The sequence below is a fragment of the Streptomyces sp. NPDC002776 genome (assembly GCF_053592195.1).
In genome coordinates this window covers 15,013-39,504 of the sequence record NZ_JBSFVG010000025.1, presented here as the reverse complement: position 1 = coordinate 39,504, position 24,492 = coordinate 15,013, and the positions used below count along the sequence as shown (strand labels likewise).

24 protein-coding genes and 2 pseudogenes are annotated in these 24,492 nt (G+C 72.4%); 13 read left to right on the top strand and 13 right to left on the bottom strand.

Translation table 11 applies throughout. The annotated features are described in order from the left end of the window. Positions 1-40: 40 nt before the first annotated feature. The 5 genes from ACWD11_RS32445 to ACWD11_RS32425 form a co-directional block, all read right to left on the bottom strand. Positions 41-391: a UBP-type zinc finger domain-containing protein gene (locus ACWD11_RS32445; RefSeq protein WP_389420240.1), complete on the bottom strand. Its 351-nt coding sequence runs from the start codon at positions 389-391 to the stop codon at positions 41-43. Further along, positions 388-1,848, bottom strand: coding sequence for an ATP-binding protein (locus ACWD11_RS32440; RefSeq protein ID WP_389420241.1), 1,461 nt, complete (start codon positions 1,846-1,848; stop codon positions 388-390). The genes ACWD11_RS32445 and ACWD11_RS32440 overlap by 4 nt, the downstream gene beginning before the upstream one ends. After that, the gene (locus ACWD11_RS32435) at positions 1,845-3,521 is read right to left on the bottom strand and encodes an FAD-dependent oxidoreductase (RefSeq protein ID WP_451287359.1); all 1,677 of its coding nucleotides are present in this window, start codon (positions 3,519-3,521) and stop codon (positions 1,845-1,847) included. Before ACWD11_RS32435 ends, ACWD11_RS32440 begins: the two co-directional genes overlap by 4 nt. A gap of 95 nt (positions 3,522-3,616) precedes the next feature. Next, entirely contained in the window at positions 3,617-4,249 is a 633-nt protein-coding gene (locus ACWD11_RS32430) for a dihydrofolate reductase family protein (RefSeq protein WP_389420243.1), read from the bottom strand. Between the two features lie 28 nt (positions 4,250-4,277). Further along, entirely contained in the window at positions 4,278-4,631 is a 354-nt protein-coding gene (locus tag ACWD11_RS32425) for a VOC family protein (RefSeq protein WP_451287357.1), read from the bottom strand. 61 nt (positions 4,632-4,692) lie between these two features. Between ACWD11_RS32425 and ACWD11_RS32420 the strand changes: the two genes are divergently transcribed. Beyond that, the gene (locus ACWD11_RS32420; RefSeq protein WP_389420245.1) at positions 4,693-5,568 is read left to right on the top strand and encodes a universal stress protein; all 876 of its coding nucleotides are present in this window, start codon (positions 4,693-4,695) and stop codon (positions 5,566-5,568) included. A 1-nt stretch (position 5,569) separates the two neighbouring features. Here the strand turns inward: ACWD11_RS32420 and ACWD11_RS32415 are convergent, their stop codons facing one another. Beyond that, complete coding sequence (locus ACWD11_RS32415) at positions 5,570-6,811, bottom strand: DUF4032 domain-containing protein (RefSeq protein WP_389420246.1); 1,242 nt, start codon at positions 6,809-6,811, stop codon at positions 5,570-5,572. Positions 6,812-6,852: 41 nt separating this feature from the next. Then, positions 6,853-7,599: an MBL fold metallo-hydrolase gene (locus ACWD11_RS32410; RefSeq protein WP_451287355.1), complete on the bottom strand. Its 747-nt coding sequence runs from the start codon at positions 7,597-7,599 to the stop codon at positions 6,853-6,855. A 150-nt stretch (positions 7,600-7,749) separates the two neighbouring features. Here ACWD11_RS32410 and ACWD11_RS32405 point away from each other — a divergent pair, with 150 nt between their 5' ends. From ACWD11_RS32405 to ACWD11_RS32390, 4 genes are all read left to right on the top strand, one after another. After that, positions 7,750-8,265 (top strand): toxin-antitoxin system HicB family antitoxin, encoded by a 516-nt coding sequence (locus ACWD11_RS32405; protein WP_389420248.1) that lies wholly within the window; start codon positions 7,750-7,752, stop codon positions 8,263-8,265. 98 nt (positions 8,266-8,363) lie between these two features. Then, positions 8,364-9,206 carry a DUF4097 family beta strand repeat-containing protein gene (locus tag ACWD11_RS32400; RefSeq protein WP_389420249.1) on the top strand — a complete coding sequence of 281 codons (843 nt, stop codon included), beginning with the start codon at positions 8,364-8,366 and terminating at the stop codon, positions 9,204-9,206. A gap of 78 nt (positions 9,207-9,284) precedes the next feature. Further along, complete coding sequence (locus tag ACWD11_RS32395) at positions 9,285-10,274, top strand: ATP-binding cassette domain-containing protein (RefSeq protein WP_389420250.1); 990 nt, start codon at positions 9,285-9,287, stop codon at positions 10,272-10,274. Continuing rightward, the gene (locus tag ACWD11_RS32390; RefSeq protein WP_451287352.1) at positions 10,271-11,059 is read left to right on the top strand and encodes an ABC transporter permease; all 789 of its coding nucleotides are present in this window, start codon (positions 10,271-10,273) and stop codon (positions 11,057-11,059) included. Before ACWD11_RS32395 ends, ACWD11_RS32390 begins: the two co-directional genes overlap by 4 nt. 26 nt (positions 11,060-11,085) lie before the next feature. Here ACWD11_RS32390 and ACWD11_RS32385 read toward each other — a convergent pair whose 3' ends face one another. Further along, positions 11,086-11,712, bottom strand: a complete 627-nt coding sequence (locus tag ACWD11_RS32385) for an alpha-ketoglutarate-dependent dioxygenase AlkB (protein WP_451287350.1) — start codon at positions 11,710-11,712, stop codon at positions 11,086-11,088. 154 nt (positions 11,713-11,866) lie between these two features. Between ACWD11_RS32385 and ACWD11_RS32380 the strand changes: the two genes are divergently transcribed. The 5 genes from ACWD11_RS32380 to ACWD11_RS32360 all read left to right on the top strand — a co-directional run bounded on the left by ACWD11_RS32380 (position 11,867) and on the right by ACWD11_RS32360 (position 17,594). Further along, on the top strand, positions 11,867-12,466 hold the full coding sequence (locus tag ACWD11_RS32380) for a TetR/AcrR family transcriptional regulator (protein ID WP_389420253.1): 600 nt from the start codon (positions 11,867-11,869) through the stop codon (positions 12,464-12,466). Positions 12,467-12,482: 16 nt separating this feature from the next. Further along, positions 12,483-14,156 carry an FAD-binding dehydrogenase gene (locus ACWD11_RS32375; protein WP_451287348.1) on the top strand — a complete coding sequence of 558 codons (1,674 nt, stop codon included), beginning with the start codon at positions 12,483-12,485 and terminating at the stop codon, positions 14,154-14,156. Positions 14,157-14,316: 160 nt separating this feature from the next. Then, on the top strand, positions 14,317-15,048 hold the full coding sequence (locus ACWD11_RS32370; protein ID WP_451287346.1) for a L,D-transpeptidase family protein: 732 nt from the start codon (positions 14,317-14,319) through the stop codon (positions 15,046-15,048). Positions 15,049-15,066: 18 nt separating this feature from the next. Further along, complete coding sequence (locus ACWD11_RS32365) at positions 15,067-15,771, top strand: response regulator transcription factor (protein WP_389420256.1); 705 nt, start codon at positions 15,067-15,069, stop codon at positions 15,769-15,771. Beyond that, a complete protein-coding gene (locus ACWD11_RS32360; RefSeq protein ID WP_451287344.1) occupies positions 15,768-17,594 on the top strand; it encodes a sensor histidine kinase in 1,827 nt (608 codons plus the stop codon). Before ACWD11_RS32365 ends, ACWD11_RS32360 begins: the two co-directional genes overlap by 4 nt. Before the next feature lie 7 nt (positions 17,595-17,601). On the opposite strand, the gene ACWD11_RS32355 is transcribed toward ACWD11_RS32360, so the two are convergent. Both ACWD11_RS32355 and ACWD11_RS32350 read right to left on the bottom strand, forming a co-directional pair. Continuing rightward, the gene (locus ACWD11_RS32355) at positions 17,602-17,856 is read right to left on the bottom strand and encodes a WhiB family transcriptional regulator (protein WP_389420258.1); all 255 of its coding nucleotides are present in this window, start codon (positions 17,854-17,856) and stop codon (positions 17,602-17,604) included. Positions 17,857-17,967: 111 nt separating this feature from the next. Further along, on the bottom strand, positions 17,968-19,182 hold the full coding sequence (locus ACWD11_RS32350) for a saccharopine dehydrogenase family protein (protein ID WP_451287342.1): 1,215 nt from the start codon (positions 19,180-19,182) through the stop codon (positions 17,968-17,970). Positions 19,183-19,306: 124 nt separating this feature from the next. On the opposite strand from ACWD11_RS32350, the gene ACWD11_RS32345 reads away from it, so the two are divergent. After that, complete coding sequence (locus ACWD11_RS32345) at positions 19,307-20,035, top strand: TetR/AcrR family transcriptional regulator (protein ID WP_451287341.1); 729 nt, start codon at positions 19,307-19,309, stop codon at positions 20,033-20,035. Here the strand turns inward: ACWD11_RS32345 and ACWD11_RS32340 are convergent. Beyond that, the gene (locus ACWD11_RS32340) at positions 20,032-20,928 is read right to left on the bottom strand and encodes a LysR family transcriptional regulator ArgP (RefSeq protein WP_389420345.1); all 897 of its coding nucleotides are present in this window, start codon (positions 20,926-20,928) and stop codon (positions 20,032-20,034) included. The genes ACWD11_RS32345 and ACWD11_RS32340 overlap by 4 nt on opposite strands. Positions 20,929-20,997: 69 nt before the next feature. Here ACWD11_RS32340 and ACWD11_RS32335 point away from each other — a divergent pair, with 69 nt between their 5' ends. Together ACWD11_RS32335 and ACWD11_RS32330 are read left to right on the top strand one after the other, a co-directional pair. Next, positions 20,998-21,612, top strand: coding sequence for a LysE/ArgO family amino acid transporter (locus ACWD11_RS32335; RefSeq protein WP_389420261.1), 615 nt, complete (start codon positions 20,998-21,000; stop codon positions 21,610-21,612). Positions 21,613-21,684: 72 nt separating this feature from the next. Beyond that, a pseudogene (locus ACWD11_RS32330) lies at positions 21,685-22,248 on the top strand (MFS transporter); the annotation flags it as partial. A 6-nt stretch (positions 22,249-22,254) separates the two neighbouring features. Here ACWD11_RS32330 and ACWD11_RS32325 read toward each other — a convergent pair. Further along, positions 22,255-22,710 (bottom strand): cyclic nucleotide-binding domain-containing protein, encoded by a 456-nt coding sequence (locus ACWD11_RS32325; RefSeq protein ID WP_389420262.1) that lies wholly within the window; start codon positions 22,708-22,710, stop codon positions 22,255-22,257. Between the two features lie 268 nt (positions 22,711-22,978). After that, positions 22,979-24,452: pseudogene (locus ACWD11_RS32320) on the bottom strand (aminotransferase class I/II-fold pyridoxal phosphate-dependent enzyme). Positions 24,453-24,492: the final 40 nt, after the last annotated feature.

The following is a 24,492-nucleotide window of genomic DNA, read 5'->3' as shown; positions in this document are numbered from 1 at the left end:
GGAACGGCGTGACCAGCCACGGCCCGCCCCGCCCCCTGCCTCAGGCGCGCCGCAGCGCCTGGGCCCAGTCCGCGGGCACCCGCCCCGCGGGCCCCGGCGAGGGCTGCTCCGCGGGGCGGCTGACCGGCGGCGCCAGCTCCGGCCCCGACTCGTACAGCTCGGAGGAGCCGTAGTCCCAGAACCACTCCTCGCCCGGCTCGTAACTCTGCACGACCGGATGCCCGGTGGCCTTGAAGTGCCCGGTGGCGTGCTGTCCGGGAGAGGAGTCGCAGCACCCCACGTGCCCGCACTGGGCACACCGGCGCAGATGGAACCACCATCCGCCGTGCTCGTCGCATTCCACGCACCCGGCGCCGCTGGGCGGCGCGCCGGGATCGATTCCCTCGGTCATACGGACTCCTCGTTCGTGTCGTCGCCAGCGGCGGCGGTGAGCGGAAGCAGCACCTGGAACCGTGTGTCGCCCGGCTCGGACTCCACCTGGAGGGACCCGTGATGCTTGTTGACCACGATCCGCCAGGAGATGTCCAGACCCAGGCCGGTGCCCTCGCCGACGGGCTTGGTGGTGAAGAAGGGGTCGAAGATCCGTCCGCGGATCTCCCGCGGGATGCCGACGCCGGTGTCGCGGAACTCCACCAGCAGCCGGTCGTGCTCCCGAGCCGTCCGCACGGTCAGCGTCCCTTCCCCGCCCGCGCTGGTGATGGCGGAGACCGCGTTGTCGATGAGGTTCGTCCACACCTGGTTCAGCTCCGCCGGGTAGGCGGGGATCTCCGGGAGGCTGCGGTCGTACTCCTTGACGACCTTGATCCGCGGGCCGGTCTTCCCCGAGAGCATCAGCAGGGTGCTGTCGAGGAGTTCATGGACGTCGACGCTGCGGAAGGGGGCGCGGTCGAGCTGCGAGTACTGCTTGGCGGCGTCGACCAGATGCGAGATACGCGTGGTGGAGTCCGCGATCTCGTCCATCAACAGCTCGGTCTCCACCGTGTAGTTGAGCCAGCCGATCGCCCCCGGGAGGATGTCCTGGTCCACGGCCGCGGCGACCTGCTCCAGCCAGTCGACGTCAAGTCCGGCCTGCACGAAGGCCGGTGCGAGCCGCCAGCCCTCGGTGATGCCGTGGTCGTCGAGCCAGTCGGTGAGCGCGTCCTCGCGGTCGGCCGCCTCCAGCGGGCCCAGGGCCGGTGCCTTGCCGACGCGTTCGGCGGTGCGCTCCTGGATGTCGATGAGGCTCGCCAGGCTCTCGCGCGGGTACGGGCCGGAGGAGATCACGGCCAGCTTGTGCCGCATCTTCGCCACCCGCTCGCGCAAGGAGGCGGTGGCCCGTACGGCCGCCGCCGCGGGGTTGTTGAGCTCGTGGGTGAGACCTGCCGACAACGAGCCGAGCGCCAGCAGCCGTTCGCGCTGGCCGATGACCCGCTGGGTGTTCTTCGAGCCGAAGAAGAGCCCCTCCAGCAGGTGCACGGCCATCGGGAACCATTCCTGCATGATGGCCGCGAACGTGTCGGCGGGCAGCACGAAGAACCGCGTCGGCTCCGTCACGCGCATGGAGTTGTTGTAGACCTGCCGCTCCCGGTCGCCGAGATAGGCCTGCATGGCCCCCGCGTACGCGCCGCGCTGGGAGCTGCGGATCACCTCCACGTCGTCCGTGCCGACCCGCCGGGACAGCACCACCGTGCCCTCGACCAGGACGTAGAAGCAGGTGGCCGGTTCGCCCTCCGTGTACACCGGCCCCGGGTCGAACCGCTCCACCCGGCCCTCGGCGCACAGTCTGCCGAGCTGCTCGGGGGAGAGCTTCTCGAACAGGAACAGCGAGCCGATCTCCGCGGGGCTGCACGGCACGGGCCGGCCGCTCACGACTGCTCCAGATAGCGGTGGACGAGCATCACGGCCATGGCTCCCTCTCCTACGGCGGACGCGACCCGCTTGGCTGACTCGGCGCGCGCGTCGCCGGCCACGAAGACGCCCGGCACATTGGTCTCCAGGTGGTACGGCGGCCGGTCCAGCTCCCAGTCCGCGGGGGGCCGCCCGTCGGGCGTGAGGTCGGGCCCGGCGAGGATGAAGCCGCCGCTGTCGCGCAGCACGGTGCCGTCCAGCCAGTCGGTCAGCGGGGCGGCGCCGATGAAGACGAACAGCCACTGGGCATCGACGAGTTCGCTCTCCCCGCTGTCCAGGTCGCGCAGCGTCAGCTGTTCCAGGTGGCCGTCGCCGTGGGCGGCCTCGACGATCGTCCGCGGGCGGACGCCGATGTTGGGCGCCTCGTTGATCTGCTGGATCAGATAGTGCGACATCGACGCCGACAGATCCGCCCCGCGCACCAGCAGCGTCACCGACTTGGCGCCCTTGGACAGGTACATCGCCGCCTGCCCCGCGGAGTTGGCGCCGCCGACGATGTACACGTCCTGCCCCTGGCAGGAGGGCGCCTCGGTCAGCGCGGAGCCGTAGAAGACGCCGCAGCTGGTGAGTTCGGCGCAGCCGGGTGCCTGGAGCTGGCGGTAGGAGACACCGGTCGCCAGGATCACGCTGTGCGCGGCGATGGCCGAGCCGTCGGAGAACCGCACGAGCCGCGCGGCGCCGCTGACCTCCAGGCCGGTGACCTCGCGGGCGGTGAGGACCTCGGCGCCGAACTTGGCGGCCTGCCGGCGGGCCCGGTCGGTGAGCTGGGCGCCGGAGACGCCGTCCGGGAAGCCGAGGTAGTTCTCGATCCGCGAGCTCTGCCCGGCCTGCCCGCCGGTGGCCGATCGCTCCACGAGCACCGTCCGCAGTCCCTCGGACGCCCCGTACACCGCGGCGCCGAGCCCGGCCGGGCCGCCGCCGATGACGACGAGGTCGTAGAAGTCGGCGGTCGGCGTGGTGGCGAGGCCGACGTGCGCGGCGAGCTCCGGCGCGTCCGGCTCGACCAGCGGTGTCCCCTCCGGCGTGATCACCAGCGGCAGCCGCTGCCCGTCCTCGCCCGCGGCGGCGAGCAGCCGCCGCCCCTCGGGCTCGTCGGCGGAATACCAGCGGTAGGGCACCTGGTTGCGGGCGAGGAACTCCCGTACGTCGGACGACCGGGCCGACCACCGGTGCCCGACGACCTTAGTGGCGGGCACCGGCCGGTACTCGCTGCTCCGCCAGGCCTCCAGCAGGTCGTCCAGCACGGGGTAGAGCTTCTCCTCGGGCGGATCCCACGGCTTGAGCAGGTAATGGTCGAGATCGACGACGTTGATGGCGTCGATGGCCGCGCTGGTGTCGGCGTACGCGGTGAGCAGGATCCGTCGCGCGCCGGGGTGGATGTCCATGGCCCGCTCGAGGAACTCGATGCCGTTCATCTGCGGCATCCGGTAGTCGGCCAGGATCACGGCCACGAGATCGCCGCGCAGCTTCAGCTCCCGCAGCGCCTGAAGCGCGGACTCCCCGGACTCCGCGCGCACGATCCGGTACGACTCGCCGTAGCGCCGCCGCAGGTCACGGGCGACGGCGCGGGAGACCCCCGGGTCGTCGTCCACGGTCAGGATGACGGTCCGCGCGGATTCGGCGGCCTGTGCCATACGTCTCCCACCCCGAGAGTGTCCGGTGCCGGGGCACGGCGACCGCAGCCGCCGGGCCGGCTGTGGCCATCGTATGTTCGATCGCCGCGCTCCGCTCAGCCGATCGCCTCGCCCAGCACCCGGTAGGTCAGGTGGGTGACCTGGCTCGCCGCGCGGGACGCCACCTGCTCCAGCCGCAGCGGCGGGACGCCCTCGAACAGGCGCGTGCCGGCGCCGATCGTGAGGGGCGCGATGTGCAGCCGCAGTTCGCCGGCCAGGCCGGCGGCGAGGTACTGGTTGACGGTGGTGGCGCCGCCGTGGACCAGGACCTCGCGGTCGCCCGCCGCCGCGCGTGCCTGCGCCAGGGCCGACTCGATCCCGTCGGTGACGAAGTGGTACGTGGTGCCGCCGGCCATCGGCTGCGGCTCGCGCGCGTGGTGGGTGAGCACGAACACCGGCGCGTGGAACGGCGGGTTCTCGCCCCACCAGCCGTTCCACTGCCTGTCCCACGCGCCGCGCACGGGGCCGAACATGTTGCGGCCCATGATGAAGGCCCCGGCACCGGCCAACTGGTCGATCTCCGCCCGGTTCTCGTCGGGGGTGTCGAACATCCAGGCGTGCAGCCCGGCGCCCGAGCCGTCCCCGCCGTCGTCCCCGAAGGGGCGTTCCTCGCTCTGGTGCAGTCCGGCCGAGTAGCCGTCGGCCGAGACCGTGAGGTCGCAGACCACCTTGCCCGTGCGTTCGCTCATCGCGTTCTCCTCCGTCGCGTGGGTGCGGTCAGCGGTGCCGTGCGGCCAGTACGCAGAACTCGTTGCCCTCGGGGTCCGCCAGCGTCACCCACGGCTGCTCGCCCTGGCCGACGTCCGCGGGGCGGGCGCCCAGGGCGAGCAGCCGGGGGACCTCGGCCCGCTGGTCGTCCGGGCGGAAGTCGAGGTGCAGCCGGTTCTTGCCCGCCTTCTCCTCCGGGACCGGGACGAAGATCAGGCCCGGGATGCGGTCCGGCGCCGGGCGGATCTCGTACTCGTCGGCGGAGTCGTTCAGGACCGTCCAGCCGAGGGCCGCCGCCCACCAGGCGCCCAGGGCCGCCGGATCCGCCGAGTCCACGACCACTTGCTCCCACTGCAATGCCATGGGCGCAGGGTAGTGAAGACTGTGGTCACCGACGTGACCGCGACACAGGAGGAAACCCGCAATGACGCGCCCGATCACGGCAGGATTCGACGGGACCGAGGAGAGCATCGCCGCCTTGGGCTGGGCGGCTCGGGAGGCGGTTCGGCGAGGGCTCGCGCTGCGGGTGGTGCACGCCTGGCGGTTCCAGGCGCTGGAGACGGTCGAGGAGGCCGATCCCGACACGCAGGCCCAGTGGGCGCGGGAAGCGGTGGCGGCGGCCGCCCGAGAGATAGAGGAGCGGCATCCCGGTCTGGAGGTGTCGACGGACGCCTTGGAGGGCGGGCCCGTCGACGCGCTCGTCGCCGCCGCCGAGGACGCCGAGATGCTCGTCCTGGGGTCCCGGGGACATGGCGTGGTCGTCGGGTTCCTGCTCGGCTCCGTCGGGCAGCAGGTGATCGTGGAGGCCGAGCGGCCCGTCGTGCTCGTCCGGGCCGATGACAAGCCCTCGGCCGAGGTCGCCGGACACGAGATCGTCGTCGGTCAGCAGGGCGATCCGGAGGACAGCGCGGCGGCGCTGCGGTTCGCGTTCGAGACGGCCGCGGCGCGTGGTGCCACGGTGCGGGCCGTACGGGCCTGGACGCTGCCGCCGCTGTTCGCGTACAGCCCGGGCTCGCTGAAGCTGCTCGACGACGCGGGCGGGCTCGAGCCGTTCGAGCAGAAGGCGCTGGCGGCGGCCCTGCAGCCGTGGCGGGACCGGTTCCCGGACGTCCATGTGGTGGAGCACGTCGAGATGGGCAGCGCGGGGCAGGTGCTGTTGTCGGTGGCCGGGCGGGCGCAGCTGATGGTCGTCGGGCGCCGCGCCCACCGTACGGCCGTGGGCGCGCGGATCGGCTCGGTCGCGCACGGTGTGCTGCACCACGCCGGCTGCCCGGTGGCCGTGGTGCCGCCCGCGTCCTGAGTCAGCCCGCCTCCCCCGAGGTGGGCTGGAGCGTCTCCCGGGCCCTGGGGAGGATGTTCTTGATGTAGTCCTCGACGGCCGTGTCCAGCCCTATGTCGTGCTGTGAGCGCTCCGACAGGTACCAACGGTGTTCGAGGAGTTCGTGGTAGATCTCCGCGGCGTCCATCGAGCCGCGCAGTTCGAGCGGGACCGCCCGTACCGTCGGGCGGAACACGTCCCGCACCCAGCGGTGGGCGAGGACCTCGGGGCGGGCGGCGAGGGGGTCGCCCGGGGCGTAGTCGTCCTGGGTGGCCATCCAGCTCTCCAGGTCGTTCAGCAGCCGCCGGGCCTGGTTCTCCTCGGTGTCCAGGCCGGTCAGGCGCAGGAGCTGGCGCTGGTGGTGGCCGGCGTCGACGACCTTGGGGACGAAGGTGACGGTGTCGCCGTTGGAGGAGTGCTCGATCTGCATCTCCGCGACGTCGAAGCCGAGGTCGTTGAGGCGGCGTATCCGGCGCTCTATGTAGTGGTACTTGCCCGCCGGGTAGACCGAGGTGCGGGTCAGCTCCTGCCACAGGCCCCGGTAGCGGGCGCAGATCTCGGTGCCGAACTCGATCGGGTCCACCGACGGGTGCAGCGCCCCGGAGGCCTCCAGGTCCAGCAGCTCGCCGCTGATGTTGACGCGGGCGAGGTCGAGGTCGTAGTCCCGCTGGCCGGGGCTGAGCCGGGGGTGCAGGTCGCCGGTCTCGGCGTCGACCAGATAGGCGGCGTAGGCGCCCGCGTCGCGCCGGAAGAGGGTGTTGGACAGCGAGCAGTCGCCCCAGGCGAACCCGGCCAGGTGGAGCCGCACCAGCAGCACGGCCAGGGCGTCCATCAGCCGGTGCATGGTCGCCGGGCGCATCGTCGTCTCGAACATCGAGCGGTACGGCATGGAGCCGCCGAGGTGCCGGGTGACCAGCACCGACTCCAGAGGTGCGCCCTCGGCGTCGAGGCGTCCGGTGACGACGGCGAGGGGGTCCACCGCCGGGATGCCGATCCGGTCCAGGTCGCGCAGCAGCTCGTACTCGCGCAGGGCGGGGCGTTCGGCGAGCTCCTTGACCGCGATGACCTCCTCCCCGGCGCGGGCGTAGCGCACGACGTGCCGGGAGATACCGCGCGGCAGCGGCACGAGGTACTCCTCGGGCCACTCCTCGAGGGGCAGGTGCCAGGGCAGCTCCAGCAGGAGCGCGGGGTGCTCCGGGTTGGTCGCGCTGATCTGAAGGGCCATGGGCGGGGTGTCCTCGTCTCGCCGGTGATCGTCACCTCACCCTAGACGGCGCGCTCCCTGGCCTGAAGTGCCGCTTCACGGACCGGACCGCGGTGGGCGGGGCCGTGGCCCGGCAGGAGCAGGTCGGCCTCCAGAGCGCCGAGCAGGTCCAGCGAGGCCAGGGCGCGGGCACGTTCGCGGTGGAACATGCCGAGCAGCAGATGCGGGCCCTCGACGCGGGAGGTCGGGTGGCCGCTGACCAGGGCGTCCCCGGTGATCAGGGCGCCGGTGTCCGGCAGGTGGAAGGCGCAGTGGCCGTCGGTGTGGCCCGGCGTGTGCACCGGCACCGGACGTCCGGGCAGATCGAGCGGGGCGCCCGTGACGAAGGCCGCCGGCGCGGTGACCGGGACGTGCGCCGTGCCGCCGGAGCGGAGGGCGTGCAGCGCCCACGGCACGACGCCCGGCCGCCAGCCGTTCCGCAGGACCTGGCCCACGGACACCTGGTGCAGGAACTCCCGCCGGGCGTGCGGCACTTCGGCCTCGTGCAGCAGGACGGGCGTGCCGTACGTCGTCCGCAGGAACTCGGCCGAACCCACATGGTCGTTGTGGGCGTGCGTGATCAGTACGGCGGCCACCGCCTGCGGTGAACTCCCCACCTCCCTGAGGGAGGCGAGCAGTTGCTCCCGGTCGCCCGGGTAGCCGGTGTCGATCAGCGTGGCCGCGTCACCCTCGGTCAGGATCACCCAGTTGGTGTTGCTGCCGTGCACCAGATAGATGGCGTCGGCCACTTGCCGCACGTCCGCCCGCATGACCGTCCCCCGTTCCGAGGTTGCCGCTCGACGGGATCAGCAAAGCAGATCACGCGGCGGGCGCCGGGCCGGGTGCGTCCTGGTGCCACGTGACGCCGCTTGGTGCCATCCTGGTTGCGCATGGCGTCATCGTGGTGCCACTATGGCGCCATGGACCTCACCCCGTACGTCGAAACCCTCCGCCGAGAACTGGCGGTGGCCGCCGAGGCCGGCGGTGACCAAGCCCGCGAGCTGGCCGAACGCCTCACCGCTCCGCTGGAGTCGGCGGCCCGGCTGACCCTGCTCAACGTGCTCTCGGACGCGATGGACGAGATCACCCGCGAGCTGGCCCCCGGCTCGGTCGACGTACGGCTGCGCGGACTCGACCCCGACTTCGTGGTGACTGTGCCGCCCGCCTACGACAGCGCCCCGGCGCAGCCCGCCGCGCCCGCCGAACCGCTCACGCCGGTGGCGGACGCCGAGGAGGGCGGCACCGCCCGGGTCAATCTGCGTCTTCCGGCCCACCTCAAGGCGCGCGCCGAGGAGGCCGCGAGCCGCGAGGGCCTGTCGGTCAACGCCTGGCTGGTACGGGCCGTGTCGGCGGCGGTCGACGGCGGCCCGGCGCGCCCGCGCCCCACGGAGAGGACCCGCACGGTCGGGCAGAGCTTCACGGGCTGGGTGCGCTAGGCCCGCGGTCCAGCCCTCATCGCGGCCCGCACCCCGGCACGTCACCCCATCACGTCCCCCTGCGGGACGACCCACGGACTCACGAGGACGGTACAGCCATGCCCGCATTCGACACCCCCGGACCGATTTCGGTCAGCGCCCGCGTGGACGCCGGTTCCCTCCGGTTCTCCGCGGGCGACCGCCTCGACACGGTCGTCGAGGTACGGCCCCGCGATCCGAAGAGGGACCGGGATGTGCGCGCCGCCGAGGTGACCGAGGTCTCCTACGCGAGCGGTGTGCTGACCATCCGGACCAAGCACCGCCGTCTCGTCGGGCCCAGCGGCGTCGTCGACGTGGTCGTCGACCTGCCCACGGGCTCACGTGTCGACGCGACCGGCGCCTGGGCCCAGATGCTCGGCGAGGGCCGGCTCGGCGAGGTCCGCGTGAAGACCGCGGTCGGTGACATCCGCCTCGACACCACGGGTCCGGCGGAGCTGAGCGCGTCGCACGGCCAGATCACCGTGGACCGGGTCGAGGGCAGGGCCGAGATCACCTGCAGCACCGGCAATGTGCGCGTCGGCACCGTCGACGGCCCCGCCGTCCTGAAGAACTCGCACGGCGCCACGATCGTCGGCGCCGTGACCGGCGAGCTGCGGGTGAGCGGCGCCAACGGCGCCATCGACATCGCGCGCGCCGAGAGCTCGGTCACCGGCACCTCGACCAACGGTCCGCTGCGCGTCGCCGATGTCGCACGCGGGGAGGTCCGGTTGGAGACCTCCAACGGGTCCATCGAGGTCGGCATCCGCGAGGGCGCCGCCGCCTGGCTCGACGTCAGCTCCAACCGCGGACAGGTGCGCAACGCGCTCGCCGTGTCCGAAGCCCCGGCGCAGACCGAGGACGCCGTCACGGTCCGCGCCCGGACCAACTGGGGCAACATCGACGTCCTGCGCGCCAAGGCCTGATCCTGCGGTCGGCCTCGACCCGCTCACTTCTCCCACTTCTTCAGCCTTCGAACGGGGGGCGCCATGCCTTCATCTGTCATGCCCACGTCCAGTCCGAGCGGCGGTCGCCCGACTCCGGCCGCCGTCGTTGCCGTCGGTCTGCGCAAGTCGTACGGCGACCGGACGGTCCTGGACGGCGTCGATCTGCGGATCCCGGCCGGGTCCGTGTTCGCGCTGCTCGGGCCGAACGGCGCCGGCAAGACCACCGCGGTGAAGATCCTCTCCACGCTCATCACCGCCGACGGCGGCCGGGCCGAGGTCGCGGGTCACGACCTCGCCACCGATCCGCAGGCCGTGCGTGCCGCGATCGGCGTCACCGGGCAGTTCTCCGCCGTGGACGGTCTGATCACCGGCGAGGAGAACATGCTCCTCATGGCGGACCTGCACCATCTGTCCCGGCGCGAGGGACGACGGGTCACCGCCGAGCTGCTGGAGCGCTTCGACCTCACCGAGGCCGCGAGGAAGCCCGCCGCCACCTACTCCGGCGGCATGAAACGCCGACTGGACATCGCCATGACCCTGGTCGGCGATCCGCGGATCATCTTCCTCGACGAGCCGACCACCGGGCTCGACCCGCGCAGCCGCCACACCATGTGGCAGATCATCCGTGAACTGGTCACCGGCGGCGTCACGGTGTTCCTCACCACCCAGTACCTGGAGGAGGCCGACGAACTCGCCGACCGTATCGCCGTGCTGCACGACGGCAGGATCGCCGCCGAGGGCACCGCGGACGAGCTGAAGCGGCTCATCCCCGGCGGCCACGTCCGGCTCCGCTTCTCCGACCCGGCCGCCTACCGCTCCGCCGCCTCCGCGCTGCGCGAGACCACCCGCGACGACGAAGCACTGGCGCTCCAGATCCCCAGCGGCGGAAGCCAGCGCGAACTGCGCGCCATCCTCGACTGGCTGGATGCCACCGGGGTCGAGGCCGACGAGCTGACCGTGCACACCCCCGACCTCGACGACGTGTTCTTCGCCCTCACCGGCGGCGCCGCGACCGTCCCCGACCAGCCGAAGGAGAACGCCCGATGAGCTCCCTCGCTCTCGCCGTGCGCGACTCGTCCACGATGCTGCGCCGCAACCTCCTGCACGCCCGGCGCTATCCGTCCCTGACCCTCAACCTGCTGCTGACGCCGGTCGTCCTGCTGCTGCTCTTCGTCTACGTCTTCGGCGACACCATGAGCGCGGGCATCGCCGGCGCCGCCGACCGCTCCGCGTACGTCGCCTATGTCGTCCCGGGCATCCTGATGATGACCGTCGGAGGCACAGTGGTCGGCAGCGCGGTGTCCGTCGCGATGGACATGTCCGAGGGCATCATGGCCCGTTTCCGCACGATGGCGATCCACCGCGGGTCGGTGCTCATCGGTCATGTCCTCGGCAGCGTCCTCCAGGTGATCATGAGCGTGGTGCTGGTGGGTGCCGTGGCCGTGGCCATCGGCTTCCGGTCCCGTGGTGCCACGGTCCTGGAGTGGCTGGCGGCGTTCGGCCTGGTCACGCTCGTCGCCCTGGCGCTGACCTGGATCGCGGTCGGGATGGGCCTGGTCAGCCCCAACGCCGAGGCGGCGAGCAACAACGCGCTGCCGTTGATCCTGCTGCCGCTTCTGTCGAGCGCTTTCGTGCCGATCGAGGCGATGCCGGGGTGGTTCCAGCCGGTCGCCGAGTACCAGCCGTTCACGCCGGCCATCGAGACCCTGCGCGGGCTGCTGCTGGGCAGCGGGATCGGCAACGACGGGTGGCTCGCGGTGGCCTGGTGCCTGGGCCTGTCGGCGCTGGGATACGTCTGGTCGAAGGCGACCTTCGGCCGCGACCCGAAATGACGGGGTTCACCGCACCATGACGGGGGTCACTGCACCCCGTGCGGCCGGAACTGGATGCTGATGCGCGGTCCCGTGGCGCGCGAGCTCTTCGGGACCGCGTGCTCCCAGGTCCGCTGGCAGGAGCCGCCCATCACGATCAGGTCGCCGTGGCCCAGCGGACGCCGCACGGTCTCGCCCCCGCCCATCGGGCGCAGCAGCAGATCCCGGGGCGCGCCCACCGAGAGAATCGCGACCATCGTGTCCTCGCGGGCACCCCGGCCGATCCGGTCGCCGTGCCAGGTGACGCTGTCCCGGCCGTCGCGGTAGAAGCACAGCCCCGCCGTGGTGAACGGCTCGCCCAGCTCCTCGGCGTAGTGCGCGCTCAGCGCGGCCCGCGCCTCGTCCAGCACCGGATGCGGCAGCGCGTCGCGCACCCCGTAGAACGCGAGCAGCCGAGGCACGTCGACGACGTGGTCGTACATCTTCCGGCGCTCGGCGCGCCAGGGCACCTCGGCGGCGAGCTGTCCGAACAGGGTGTCCGCGCCGCCGAGCCAGCCGGGCAGTACGTCGATCCAGGCGCCCCGGCCGAGCGTGGTCCGGCGGATCCCGTCGAGGGACCCGAGCCTCACCTGGTCCGTCTGGTCGAAGAGGGATCCCTGGAGGTGCGTGTTCATGGATCCAGCGTACTCCTTAATCGAAAGTCTGTTCCTATCCGCAGTCGGGTCTGACCAACCCCTTTCGATGCACTGGTGTATCGGATACATTCACGCATCGAACGACAGACCGACCGGGAAGGCGGCCAGGGTGGCGGAGCAGACGGCACGGCGCGTGACCAGGCGCCGCGTGCGCACCCGGGCCAATCTGCTCGACGCCGCCTTCGAGGTCTTCGCCGCCAAGGGCTTCGGCCGGGTGTCGATCGAGGAGGTCTGCGAGGCCGCCGGCTACAGCCGCGGCGCCTTCTACTCCAATTTCGCCAGCCTCGACGAACTCTTCTTCGCCCTGTACCGGCAGCGCGCCGACCTGATCGCCGAGCAGGTCGCGGGTGCGCTGGCGCTGGACGGGCCCGCGCTCGACGTACCGGAGTCCGTGGACCGGGTCACCGAGGTTTTGCTGCTCGATGTGGAGTGGCTGCTGGTGAAGACAGACTTCCTGGTGCACGCGGCCCGGGACCCGGCCGTCGCGCAGAGCCTGCTGGAGCACCGCGAGCGGCTGCGCGCGGCCATCGCCGACCGGCTCGGCCGGGCCACCGGGCACACCCGGCTGCCCGCCGTGTTGGGCGGCATCGACGGCGCCGCGCGCGCGGTCGTCGCCGCCTACGACGGGGTCACCACCCAACTGCTGCTGGACAAGGACGTCGACAGCGCCCGCGCCTGGCTCAAGCAACTGCTCACCGCCCTGCTGACCGACGGCAGCGGCACTCCCCACTGAGGAAGGGAACGGTCGCATGGATGCCGACGTCATCGTCGTCGGAGCGGGCCTCGCGGGCCTGGTCGCCGCACATGAACTCACCAGCCGGGGCCGCCGGGTCGCCCTGGTGGACCAGGAGAACGCCAACAACCTGGGCGGACAGGCCTTCTGGTCGTTCGGCGGGCTGTTCCTCGTCGACTCGCCGGAGCAGCGGCGCCTGAAGATCAAGGACTCCTTCGAGCTGGCCTGGAACGACTGGCAGGGCAGCGCCGGGTTCGACCGCGTCGACGACGAGGACTCCTGGGCGGTGCGCTGGGCGCGGGCCTACGTGGAGTTCGCGGCGGGGGAGAAGCGGTCCTGGCTGGCGGGGCACGGCATCACGTTCCTGCCCACCGTCGGCTGGGCCGAGCGCGGCGACCTCAGGGCGCACGGCCACGGCAACTCGGTGCCCCGCTTCCACATCGCCTGGGGCACCGGCACCGGCGTGGTCGAGCCGTTCGTGGGGTACGCCGAGCAGGCCGCGCGCGACGGGCTGCTGACCTTCCACCACCGCCACCGGGTCGACGAACTCGTCATCGAGGGCGGCCAGGCGCGCGGCGTGCGCGGCACCGTCCTCGCCGAGGACACCTCGGCCCGCGGCGTGCAGTCCAACCGCGACCGCGTCGGCGACTTCGAACTCACCGCCCAGGCCGTCATCGTGACCACCGGCGGCATCGGCGCCGACCACGACATCGTGCGCCGCTACTGGCCCGAGCGCCTCGGCACCCCGCCCGCCGAGATGGTCACCGGCGTCCCCGCCTACGTGGACGGCCGGATGCTCGACATCAGCGCACAGGCCGGCGTCCGGCTGGTCAACCGCGACCGCATGTGGCACTACACCGAGGGCCTGCAGAACTGGGACCCGATCTGGCCCGGCCACGGCATCCGCATCCTGCCGGGACCGTCCTCGATGTGGTTCGACGCGCTCGGCCGCCGGCTGCCCGACCCCTGCCTGCCCGGCTACGACACCCTCGGCACCCTCAAGTACCTGCGCACCACCGAGGACATCGCCGGGTACGACCACTCCTGGTTCATCCTCACCCGGAAGATCATCGAGAAGGAGTTCGCGCTCTCCGGCTCCGAGCAGAACCCCGACATCACCGCCAAGGACCGCACGGGCTTCCTCAAGGAGCGCGTGCTCGGCAAGGGCGCGCCGGGACCGGTCGACGCGTTCCTGCGCAAGGGCGCCGACTTCGTGACCGCCCCCAACCTGGAGCAACTCGTCGAGAAGATGAACGGGTTGACCGAGAAGCCGCTGCTCGACGCGGCCACGGTGCGCCGCCAGATCGAGGCCCGCGACCTCCAACTCACCCACTCCTACAGCAAGGACGCCCAGGTGCAGGGCATCCGCAACGCCCGCCGCTACATCGGCGACCGGCTCGGCCGGGTCGCCACCCCGCACCGCATCCTCGACCCCGCCGCGGGCCCGCTGATCGGCGTCAAGCTGCACATCCTCACCCGCAAGACGCTGGGCGGCATCCAGACCGACCTCGACTCCCGCGCGCTGGGCACCGACGGACAGCCGGTGGACGGGCTGTACGCGGCCGGTGAGGTGGCCGGCTTCGGCGGCGGCGGAGTGCACGGCTACAACGCGCTGGAGGGCACCTTCCTCGGCGGCTGCCTGTTCTCCGGGCGGGCGGCGGGACGGGCCGCCGCACAGCACACCCGCTGAGCGTCAGCCCAACAGCAGGGCCAGGACGGCCGCGTGACTCTCCTCGGGAGTCTTCGCGGCCGTCAGCAGCGTCACGGCCCCATTCCCCGCCAACTCCCTGACATCTTCGTCACCCCGCGGGGCTGACGGGTTCCTCACAAGTGTCCGGCAAGGTCGACGCATGATCACGCCGAACCCGCGGGCAGCTCTGCTGGCCGCCTGCCTCCTGCTCACCGGATGCGGCACCGGCGCCGCGGCGACCGCCCCGACCACCGCGGCCCCCACGAAAAGCGCGCCCCAGCCGGAGATCTCGCTGGACCTGGCCCCGCAGCAGATCCCGGGCCTCGGCGCCAGGACCTGGGCCGAGGTGCCCTCCGCCACCCGCCAGGCCCTCGTGGTGACCGGACGCGGCAAGAACTCGCCCCACTCCACGGCCGTCCTGTACGAGCGCACCGACGCCGGCTGGGAGGCGGGCCCGAGCCTGCCCGCGCACAACGCGCTCAAGGGCTGGACCGACCACCACCGGGCCGGTGACCTGCGCTCACCCATCGGTGTCTTCACCCTCACCGACGCCGGCGGACGCCTGCGCGACCCCGGGACCCGGCTGCCGTACGACCACGGTCCCGGCTTCACCGCGACCGGTACCGGTTTCGAGGGCGAGCCGCTGGCGGGCTCCTTCGACTACGTCATCGCCATCGACTACAACCGCAAGCCCGGGACCACACCGCTCGACTGGACCCGCCCCCTGGGTGACGGCCGCGGGGGCGGCATATGGCTCCACGTCGACCACGAGGGACCCACCCAGGGCTGTGTGAGCCTCGCGAAGGACCACATGAAAGCGCTGCTGCTGGCCCTGGACCCTGACAAGAAGCCCGTCGTCGTCATGGGCGACGCGAAGTCCCTCGCCCGCTGACCGCCTAGGATCCGCCGCGTGTGCGCACATGTGCTGGTCGCCGAGGACGACGAGATGCAGGCCGAACTGATCCGGCGCTCCCTGCTGGCGGAGGGTCACACCGCCACCGTGGTCCACGACGGCCCCGCCGCCCTGGACGCCGTCCGACGATTGCGCCCCGACCTGGTCGTGCTGGACCTGATGCTCCCCGTGATCGACGGCTTCGGGGTGTGCCGGGTGCTGCGCCGCGACCCCGGGAATCCGGACATCCCGGTGCTGATGCTCACGGCCCGTTCCGCCGAGGACGACGTCCTGCTCGGTCTCGAACTGGGCGCCGACGACTACATGACCAAGCCGTACAGCCCGCGCGAGCTGATGGCCCGTATCCGCACGGTGCTGCGGCGCAGCGGGCGGGCCGCGGACCGGCGGGAGGATCCCGTCGTACGGGCGGCGGGCCTCGCCGTCGATCCGGTGCGGCACGAGGTGCGGTGCGACGGGGAGCCGGTGGAGTGCACGCCCGCCGAGTTCCAGATCCTGCTCGCCATGACCGCCGAGCCCGAGCGGGTGTTCTCCCGGCGGCAGTTGCTGGAGTGCACTCGGGGCACCGACCGGGCCTCCACCGAGCGAGCCGTGGACGTCCACATCATGAACCTGCGCCGCAAGGTCGAGGCCGATCCACGGCGGCCGGTCCGGCTGCTGACGGTGTTCGGGGTGGGCTACAAGCTGAGCGGCGGCCGCGGATGAGATCCGGCATACCCCTGCGCAAGCGGCTTCTGGTGCGGCTGCTGATCGCCTCGGTGCTGATCGCGGTGTGCTCGGTGGCGGCGACGGCCTGGCTGGCGGTGGAGACCACCACGCGCGCCCTGCGCGAGGAACAGGGCCAGGTCCTCGCCGACGACATGGACGTCCTCGACCGGCTCAGCGGCTACGCGGCCACCCACCCCGACTGGAAGGGCGTACCGGGCACCCTGCGCGAGCTGTCCGACCGGATCGGCCGACGCATCGCCCTGACCACCGGCGACGGCACGGTGATCGCCGACTCCGCGGCGCCCGGCACCCCGCTGCCGCCGCGGGCCGCAGCCACCGTCGACCCGCTGACCATCGACACCCACACCGACCGCGGCGCCCAGCGCGGCGGCACCGACCCGCGGGTGGCCGGCCCCTACCGGCTGCCCGCCGGTGAACGCGCGCGGCTGGACCGACTGGCCGGCCAGCGGCGCGCATGCTTCGCCCGCAACGGCATCGAGGCGACCGTGGAGCGCACCCCGAGCGGCCGCCCGGTCCTCACCGACGACGACGGCAGCGCCCTCGACTACGTGCCCGTGGAATGCGCCGACGGGCGGCTCAACACGCCCACCGCCACCGAGGACAAGGCGCTGACCGAGCTGACCGAACGCGCCCGCGCCTGCCTGGACGCGCGGGGCCTGGACTTCCACGAGCCGCTGTTCGTCGCCGTGGACGTCACCGAGCGCAGGATGACCACCCGCTACCTCATGGGCAAGCTCCTGGCGCAGCCGCACGAGAGCGCCCAGCGGCAGGCGCAGGACTGCGTCGAGCAGGCCCGCCGGGTCCAGCTCGACCCCTATGTCGCCCCGCCCGCCCACCTGTACCTCGGCGTCGGGGACCGGCCCGCCGTCCGCTTCGACCTGTCCCCGGCCAACTGGACCAAGGTCGTGGGCGCCGCGGGCCTGGTGCTCGCCGTCACCGTGGCCGTGACCGCCGTCGTCGCCACCCGGCTGGTCAGGCCGCTGCGGGCGCTGACCGCGGCCGCCCAGCAGCCCCCGGACCGGCATGTGCGGGTGCCCGTCACCACGCGGGACGAGACCGGGATCCTCGCGGCGGCGTTCAACGAACTCACCGACCGCCGGGCCCGGTTGGAGGCCCAGCGCAAGGCGATGGTCAGTGACATCGCCCATGAACTGCGCAGCCCGCTCACCAACATCCGCGGCTGGCTCGAGGTCACCCGGGACGGCCTGGTCGACCCTGACCCCGCCCTGCTCGGCTCGCTGCACGAGGAGGCGCTCGTCCTGCAGCGGGTCATCGACGATCTCCAGGACCTCGCGGACGCCGACGCCGGCACCCTGCGGCTGCACCGCGAACCGGTCCGCGCCGGTGACCTCCTCGATCAGGTCGCCGCCGCCCACCGGGTCGCCGCCGACGCGGCAGGGGTCACCCTGCGCACTGCGGCGCAGGGTGACCCCTGGCTGGACGCCGACCCGGTACGGATGCGGCAGGCGCTCGGCAACCTCGTCTCCAACGGGCTGCGGCACACCCCCTCGGGCGGCACCGTGACCCTGTCCGCGCGCCACGACGGCGACGCCGTGGTCCTGGCGGTCACCGACACCGGCTGCGGGATCGCGCCCGAGGATCTGCCGCACGTCTTCGACCGCTTCTGGCGGGCGGAGAAGTCCCGCAGCCGCCGCACCGGTGGCAGCGGACTCGGCCTGCCCATCGTCCGCCACCTGCTGGCCGCCCACGGCGGTACGGCCGAGGCGGCGAGCGAACCCGGCACCGGCGCGGTGTTCACGCTCCGGCTGCCCGGGTGCGGCCCGCCGCAGGACACCTGACCGTCTGCTACCCGCTGCGGCGGCGCGCGGAGGCCCGCCGCCGCAACAGCGACACGCGTTCCGTCTCGGTCGTCGCGCCCCAGACACCGACCGCCTGGCGGGTGTCCAACGCCCACTCCAGACACCGCTCCTGCACCGGACAGCGCCGGCACACCTCCTTCGCCTGCTCCGCCTGCATCAGTGCCGGCCCCGAGGTACCGATCGGGAAGAAGAGTTCGGGGTCCTCGTGACGGCATTCGGCCCGGCCGCGCCAGTCATCCATCGAAGTCACCTGCGCCCTAACGTCGTTCATGCCTTTCGGATGCGTTTAGTCGCTTTCGGGTGACCTGCCGACACGGAAGTGAAACCACGGATTTCTGAGCCGGCCCCGCGATCACTGCTCGCGCAGGCCCCACGGGGAGCCGTAGGCGGTCAGCAGATCCAGGAACGGACGGGCCGGGAACGCCTCCGGACCGAGCACGCCGGCGCCCGACCAGGCACCGTCGGCGAGGAGTTCGAGCGCGACCACCGGGTTGACGGCCGTCTGCCACACCACGGCCTGGCTGCCGTACTCGGCCATCGACCACGCGTTGTCGACGACGTGGTACAGGTACACCTCGCGCGGCGCCCCGTCCTTCACGCCCCGCACCCAGGTGCCCGCACAGGTCTTGCCGCGCATCCGCTCGCCGAGGGTCGCCGGGTCGGGCAGGCAGGCGGCGACCACGTCCCGGGGCGAGACCCGCACCGGCCCGTCGGGGCCCGGCACGGTCACCGGCTCGGTGCGGTCCAGGCCCAGCAGATGCAGCGTCTTGAGGGTGCTGATGAACTCCTCACCTAGCCCGTACTTGAAGGTGACGCGGCGGGCGTCCACCCAGCGCGGGACCAGCAGCACCTCCTCGTGCTCCACGTTCACGCACTCCACCGGCCCGATGCCCTCCGGGAAGTCGAACACCTCGGGCTCGCTGAAGGGCTCGGTCGTGAACCAGCCCCGGTCGGCCTCGTAGACGACCGGCGGGTTGAGGCATTCCTCGATCGTGGTCCAGATGCTGAAGGAGGGGGCGAAGTCGTAGCCGTCGACGGTGAGGTTCGCGCCGTCCCGGACGCCGATCTCCTCGATCTCGTCGAAGAGTTCGTCGGCCGCGTACCGGGCGAAGACATCGGACAGACCCGGCTCGACGCCCATGCCCACCAGGGCCAGCGCGCCGTCCTTCGCCCACGCGTCGGCCTCGGCGAACTGCTCGTCACCGAGTTTGACGCCGCACTCGCGGTACGGGTGCTCGGCGTGCGGACGCGACAGGGACATCGCCATGTCGACATAGGTGGCCCCGGCGGCGCGCGCCGCCCGGAACAGCGGCATCACGAAGCGCGGGTCGGTGGCGTTGACCAGGACGTCGCAGGAGTGGCGCCGCAGCAGCGCGGCCACCGCGGCCTCGTCGCCGGCGTCGACCCGCTCGGCCAGGAACCGGGGGTCGTCGAGGTGGGCGACGGCCGCCTCGGCACGCGCCGGGTCGAAGTCGGCGACGATCATCGCCTCGAAGAACGTACGCCGGGCGGCGATCCGGGTGACAGCGGTGCCGACACCGCCGACGCCCACGAGCAGTACACGCATGACGAGAACTCCCTGTCGGAGCAGATCAAAAGGCCTGGGAAAGAACGCGGGGCCCCGACGGAGATACAACGCCCGCCTCTCACGTAAGGTCAATGGCGTTGGCATAAGGCGGCAGGAGGCAGGCGTGCCCAAACCAGTGGTCCCCGAGGAGAAGCGGCGCCGGCGCCGTCCGACCAAGAGCGGCACGGTGCTGTCCGAGGCGCTGATCGTGGAGACCGCGCTGCGGCTGCTGCGCGAGCACGGCAGCGCCGGGCTCACCGCCCGCCGCCTCGGGCTGGCCCTGGACGCCGATCCGAGCACCCTGTACCGGTACTTCCGCGGCATGGACGACCTCACCCTCGCGATCGGCGACGCGCTCATCGGACAGGCCCTGCACGGCTGGCGGCCGACAGGGGAGTGGCGGGCGGACCTCAGGACGGTCGGCCTCAGGATCCACGCCGCCTACGTCGCCCATCCGCAGGCCGCGCTGCTGACCACGAACCGGGTCACCGGCCGGGCCAACGAACTCGCCGCCGACGAGGCGGTGCTGCACGTGCTGCGGACCGCCGGTTTCCCGCTCGCCGAGACGGTCCGGATCTACCACGCCTTCATCGACCAGACCCTGGCCTTCGCCGCTCTGGACGCCGCCTCCCTGGCCCTGCCGAGCGCCGCGCTGCGCGCCGACGAGGCGATGTGGCGCTCCACGTACGCCCGTCTGCCCCGCACCAGCCATCCCCGCATCGCCGAGGCGGCCCCCCTGCTGGCGACCCGCATGGTGACCAGCGCCTATCCGACGGCGCTGGAAATGCTCCTGGACAGCGCGCAGGCCCGGCTGGACCCGGCGCGCCGGCCCCGTCCTGTCATGGGGATCTAAACGTCCAGCACCTCGGCCGCCGTCCTCGCCACCACCTCCGCGACCGTCGCCAGCGCGGGGGAGTCCAGCTTCCACTGCTGCCAGTACAGCGGCACGTCCACCGGCCGCTCCGGGGCGAGGGAGACCAGCCGGCCGTCACGCAACCGGGCGCCGGCCTGGATCTCCGGCACCATGCCCCAGCCGAGCCCGGCCTCGACGGCCGCCAGGAACCCCTCCGACGTGGGGATCCGGTGCCGGACCGCGCCGGTGCCGTCCCGGCGCAGGCGGCGCAGGAAGGCGTCCTGGAGTTCGTCGCTGCGGTCGAAGGTCACCACGGGTGCTTCCGGCAGCGCCTGACGCAGCGGTCCGGCGAGATACCGCTCGACGAAGCCGGGGCTCGCCGCGGCGACGTACCGCATCCTGCCGAGCGGCCGTACCGAACATCCCGCCACCGGCTCGGCCGCGGAGGTCACCGCCGCCATCACCAGGCCCTCCCGGAGCATCGCCGCGGTATGGGCCTCGTCCTCGCGGCGCAGTTCGAAGCAGAGCCGTGGGTCGGACGGTACGCGGGTGAGGGCGTCGAGGAACCAGGTCGCCAGGGAGTCGGCGTTCACCGCGACCGACACCCGGGTCGGTTCCCGCTCCGCGCCGCCCATGCCCAGCTCGGCCCGCGCGTCGCGCTCCAGCCGGGCGAGCTGGCGCGCGAACCGCACCACGACGGCGCCCGACTCGGTGGGGCGCACCGGTCTCGTCCGCACCAGCAGCACGCGCCCCGTGCGCTGTTCGAGCGCCTTCACCCGCTGGCTGACCGCGGAGGGCGTCACATGCAGCTCGGCCGCGGCGGCCTCGAACGTCCCCTCGTCCACCACCGCGAGCAGCGTACGCACTTGGTCCAGCGGCAGCTCCGTCACCATCACGAGAGCTAAGGGTACGTAAGAATCTTTAGCTGTACACAAGATGGGGGCATCTCTAGCGTCGGAGCCATGCCCATCGCTCTCACCACCGCCGCCGCCGGTTTCGGCACCGGCCTCTCGCTCATCGTCGCCATCGGCGCCCAGAACGCCTTCGTCCTGCGCCAGGGCATCCGCCGCGACGCGGTCCTCGCCGTCGTCGCCATCTGCGCCCTGTCCGACGCCGCGCTCATCGCCCTCGGCGTCGGCGGCGTCGGCGCGGTCGTGGTGGCCTGGCCGGGCGCGCTGACGGCGGTCGGCTGGATCGGCGGAGCGTTCCTGATCGCCTACGGCGTCCTCGCCGCCCGGCGCGTGTTCCGTCCGGCCGGTGCGCTGCGGACGGACGGGGACGCCACGGGGTCGCGCCGGCGCGCGGTGCTGACCTGTCTGGCGATGACCTGGCTCAACCCGCACGTCTACCTCGACACGGTGTTCCTGCTCGGCTCCGTCGCCGCCGACCGCGGTGACCTGCGCTGGACGTTCGGGCTCGGCGCCGTCCTCGCCAGCCTGTGCTGGTTCACCGCGCTCGGCTACGGTGCCCGCCTGCTCAGCCCGCTGCTCGCCCGCCCCGCGGCCTGGCGGATCGTCGACGCTCTGGTCGCCGCCATGATGCTCGTCCTCGGTGCGTCACTGATCCTCGGCAGCTGAGATCACGCACCCCGAACTCCCGCCCGGCACGAGTCAGGCGCCGCCGGGTCATGGACACCCGCCCGCTGCGCCGCCCCGCCCAAGGCCTTCTTCGGGCTGAACGCGCCGACCCGCAACGCCTCCGTCGCCCGGCTCGTCCCGGCGGACGAACTGACGGCCAACGCCATCGGCTCGACCGTGATGCATCGGGGCCGGGTTCCGTTACCTCGCCCTGCACAAGGTGCTGCCGCTGTCGTTCCTCGCCGATGTGATCGCCATGGTCCTCGGCATGCCCCGGGCCCCGTTCCCGCAGCTCGCGCCGAGACCTACGGGTCCTACGGGTCCTACGGCGAAGGCCTCGCGCTCGGTGTGCTGTTCGCCGCGATCCCGGTCGGCGCGGTGCTCGGCGGGCTGTTCTCCGGCACCTTCTCCCGGGCACGCCGGCACGGCCTGATGGTGATCGGCGCCGTGGTCGCCTGGGGCGCCGCCATCAGATGCGCGGCCGGATGCAGGGTGTCCTCACGGTCGTCGTCGCGGGCGGACCGCGCCGGCGTGCTGCACGGCACGGCGGGCTCGGCCTTCGGCGCGCGCCAGGCCGTCGTGGCGGTGGTCGGCCTGGCCCTCGCCGTCCCGGCACTGCGCCGCTACCGGGTCTGACGCCCCCTACAGGGCGCTGCGCCGGCGCATCCCGTACTGCTCCATGAGCTTGCCCCGGGTCATCTCCAGCCGGTGCGCGAGAATCTCGGCGACCGTGCGGACCAGGATCATGCCGAGCTGCTGGTCCTCCTCGCACAGCCGGAGCACGGCCGCGGCGTCGAACTCATAGGCGCGCACAGGGCTGAAAGCCTCCGCGCCGAAGTCCCACCGGTACGGCGGGAAGAGCCAGGACCAGCCCAGCAGATCGCCGGAGCCGAGGCTGGCGACGGTGACCCGCTGCACGGAGGTCACCTGCTGGTCCAGCGATACGGCGCCGGAGCGGATCACCCAGAACCGGTCGGCGGTGCCGCCGGCCTCGAAGATACGGGCGTCCTCCGGGAAGGAGACTTCCTTGGCCGCCGTCATCAGAAGGCTGCGCTGCGGCGGGGGAAGGGCGGTCAGCAGTTTGGTCGCTTTGGTCATGACACGGGGCTCCTCGCCGGCGTCGGGGTTCCGGGGCTTTCCCTACGCCCATTTCAGCCGCTGCCGAGCCGAAGAGCACCTTGACGGACTACAGAACCGGTGGAGATTTCCGCGGGCATGAAAAAGCCCTGGCTGGACGGGGGAAGCCAGCCAGGGCCGTATGCGGGGTCCGGGGGACGGTTCACATCGACCCCGCGACCACGTATGGATGAACGGTAAACCATCTCTGGTCGTCGTGTGAAACCGGCAGCGGGTCACGTGACCCGTTTCACTCCGGGTCCGCCGTCACCCGGATCGTCTCCAGGCTCGTATCGCTCGGATCCGGCAGATTCATGCCCGCGTCGCGGCCGGTGAGCACGTATCGCAGCACCGGCTCGGTCAGCCGCTCACCGGGCAGGACGACCGGGATGCCCGGCGGATACGGCGTGATCATCTCGGCCGCGATCCGGCCCGCCGCCTCCTGGACCGGCACGTCCTCGGCGGGCCCGAAGAAGGCGTCCCGCGGCAGCCGGGCCTGCTCCAGTCGCAGCTCGGCCGGGGGCGGCACCGCCACGCCGGGGACCGGGCGCAGCCCCGGCGCCGCGGCCACCAGATCCTTCAGCGCGGCGATCAGCTCGCCCGTCGTCTCCTCGTCGTCCCCGTGCGTGATCTGCGCGCCGATCCGCCGGTGGTCGTTGAGATGGACGTCGACCTCGCGGTGCCGGCGCAGCCAGTCCGCCGCCCGGTACCCGGTGATGCCGAGGCCGTCGACCTCGACGGTGACCGTCAGCGGATCGAGGTCGTCCGCGAGGCCGGCGCCGCAGAAGTCGTCCCGGTCGTTGACATGCAGGCCCTCGAGCCGCTCGATGTCCTCCCGCAGCCGGGCCGCGAGGTCCAGCGCCCCGCCCATCAGGTCCTTGCCGCGCAGCGCCATCTGGCGACGCCAGCCGTCCAGACCCGCGTAGATCAGCACCGAGGGGCTGGTGGTGCTGAGCAGGTCCGAGCGCATCTTGAGCAGCTGGGGCGGCACCAGGTCGCCCTGGAGATGGAAGACCGAGCCCTGTTCGAGCCCGCTGCCCATCTTGTGGACGGTGGTCACGCAGATGTCCGCGCCGGCGTCCATCGCCCAGGTCGGCAGATCCGGATGGAAGGGCAGATGCGCCCCCCAGGCCTCGTCCACGATCAGCGGCCGCCCGCGCCGGTGGCAGACGTCGGCGACGGCCTGCAGATCGGCGCAGGTCCCGTACGGCGTGGGGCTGGTGACCAGGGCACCCTTGGCGTCGGGATGCGCGTCGAAGGCGCGGTCGAAGTCCGCCGCGGACGGGGGATGTGCCAGGTGCCGCTCGGCGTCCCACTGGGGTTCCACCCAGACCGGCTCGATCCCGGCGATGATCAGCCCCGACACCACGGCCTTGTGGGCGTCCCGCCCGATCAGCAGCCGCTCGTGCGGGCCGGCGACGGACAGCATCGCCGCCTTGACGGACAGGGACGAGCCACAGGTGGTGAAGAACGTGTGGTCGGCGTGGACCACGTCGGCCATCAGTTCCTCGGCCCGCTCCAGCACCCGGCCCCGGGTGAGCCGGTCGTCGAGACCGCCCGAGGCCAGCACATCGCCGAGGAAGACCGCGTCACCGAGGATCTCCCGGACCGCCGGATCCGCCGCGGGCCTGCTTGTGCCCGGGCGGGGAGAACGACGTCCGCCCTTGACGGTGGTAGTCGGCCAGGGCCTCCAGTACCGGTGCTCGCTCGTGATCGAGTTTCATGCGGGAGCGGGTTCCCGACAGGGCGGCCACCAACCGGGGC

What these genes read in the sequence shown, in the direction of transcription:
- ACWD11_RS32445 (WP_389420240.1), bottom strand. Translation starts at nt 391, where the DNA reads ATGACCGAGGGAATCGATCCCGGCGCGCCGCCCAGCGGCGCCGGGTGC.
- ACWD11_RS32435 (WP_451287359.1), bottom strand. Translation starts at nt 3,521, where the DNA reads ATGGCACAGGCCGCCGAATCCGCGCGGACCGTCATCCTGACCGTGGAC.
- ACWD11_RS32430 (WP_389420243.1), bottom strand. Translation starts at nt 4,249, where the DNA reads ATGAGCGAACGCACGGGCAAGGTGGTCTGCGACCTCACGGTCTCGGCC.
- ACWD11_RS32425 (WP_451287357.1), bottom strand. Translation starts at nt 4,631, where the DNA reads ATGGCATTGCAGTGGGAGCAAGTGGTCGTGGACTCGGCGGATCCGGCG.
- ACWD11_RS32420 (WP_389420245.1), top strand. Translation starts at nt 4,693, where the DNA reads ATGACGCGCCCGATCACGGCAGGATTCGACGGGACCGAGGAGAGCATC.
- ACWD11_RS32415 (WP_389420246.1), bottom strand. Translation starts at nt 6,811, where the DNA reads ATGGCCCTTCAGATCAGCGCGACCAACCCGGAGCACCCCGCGCTCCTG.
- ACWD11_RS32410 (WP_451287355.1), bottom strand. Translation starts at nt 7,599, where the DNA reads ATGCGGGCGGACGTGCGGCAAGTGGCCGACGCCATCTATCTGGTGCAC.
- ACWD11_RS32405 (WP_389420248.1), top strand. Translation starts at nt 7,750, where the DNA reads ATGGACCTCACCCCGTACGTCGAAACCCTCCGCCGAGAACTGGCGGTG.
- ACWD11_RS32400 (WP_389420249.1), top strand. Translation starts at nt 8,364, where the DNA reads ATGCCCGCATTCGACACCCCCGGACCGATTTCGGTCAGCGCCCGCGTG.
- ACWD11_RS32395 (WP_389420250.1), top strand. Translation starts at nt 9,285, where the DNA reads ATGCCCACGTCCAGTCCGAGCGGCGGTCGCCCGACTCCGGCCGCCGTC.
- ACWD11_RS32390 (WP_451287352.1), top strand. Translation starts at nt 10,271, where the DNA reads ATGAGCTCCCTCGCTCTCGCCGTGCGCGACTCGTCCACGATGCTGCGC.
- ACWD11_RS32385 (WP_451287350.1), bottom strand. Translation starts at nt 11,712, where the DNA reads ATGAACACGCACCTCCAGGGATCCCTCTTCGACCAGACGGACCAGGTG.
- ACWD11_RS32375 (WP_451287348.1), top strand. Translation starts at nt 12,483, where the DNA reads ATGGATGCCGACGTCATCGTCGTCGGAGCGGGCCTCGCGGGCCTGGTC.
- ACWD11_RS32370 (WP_451287346.1), top strand. Translation starts at nt 14,317, where the DNA reads ATGATCACGCCGAACCCGCGGGCAGCTCTGCTGGCCGCCTGCCTCCTG.
- ACWD11_RS32360 (WP_451287344.1), top strand. Translation starts at nt 15,768, where the DNA reads ATGAGATCCGGCATACCCCTGCGCAAGCGGCTTCTGGTGCGGCTGCTG.
- ACWD11_RS32355 (WP_389420258.1), bottom strand. Translation starts at nt 17,856, where the DNA reads ATGGATGACTGGCGCGGCCGGGCCGAATGCCGTCACGAGGACCCCGAA.
- ACWD11_RS32350 (WP_451287342.1), bottom strand. Translation starts at nt 19,182, where the DNA reads ATGCGTGTACTGCTCGTGGGCGTCGGCGGTGTCGGCACCGCTGTCACC.
- ACWD11_RS32340 (WP_389420345.1), bottom strand. Translation starts at nt 20,928, where the DNA reads ATGGTGACGGAGCTGCCGCTGGACCAAGTGCGTACGCTGCTCGCGGTG.
- ACWD11_RS32335 (WP_389420261.1), top strand. Translation starts at nt 20,998, where the DNA reads ATGCCCATCGCTCTCACCACCGCCGCCGCCGGTTTCGGCACCGGCCTC.
- ACWD11_RS32325 (WP_389420262.1), bottom strand. Translation starts at nt 22,710, where the DNA reads ATGACCAAAGCGACCAAACTGCTGACCGCCCTTCCCCCGCCGCAGCGC.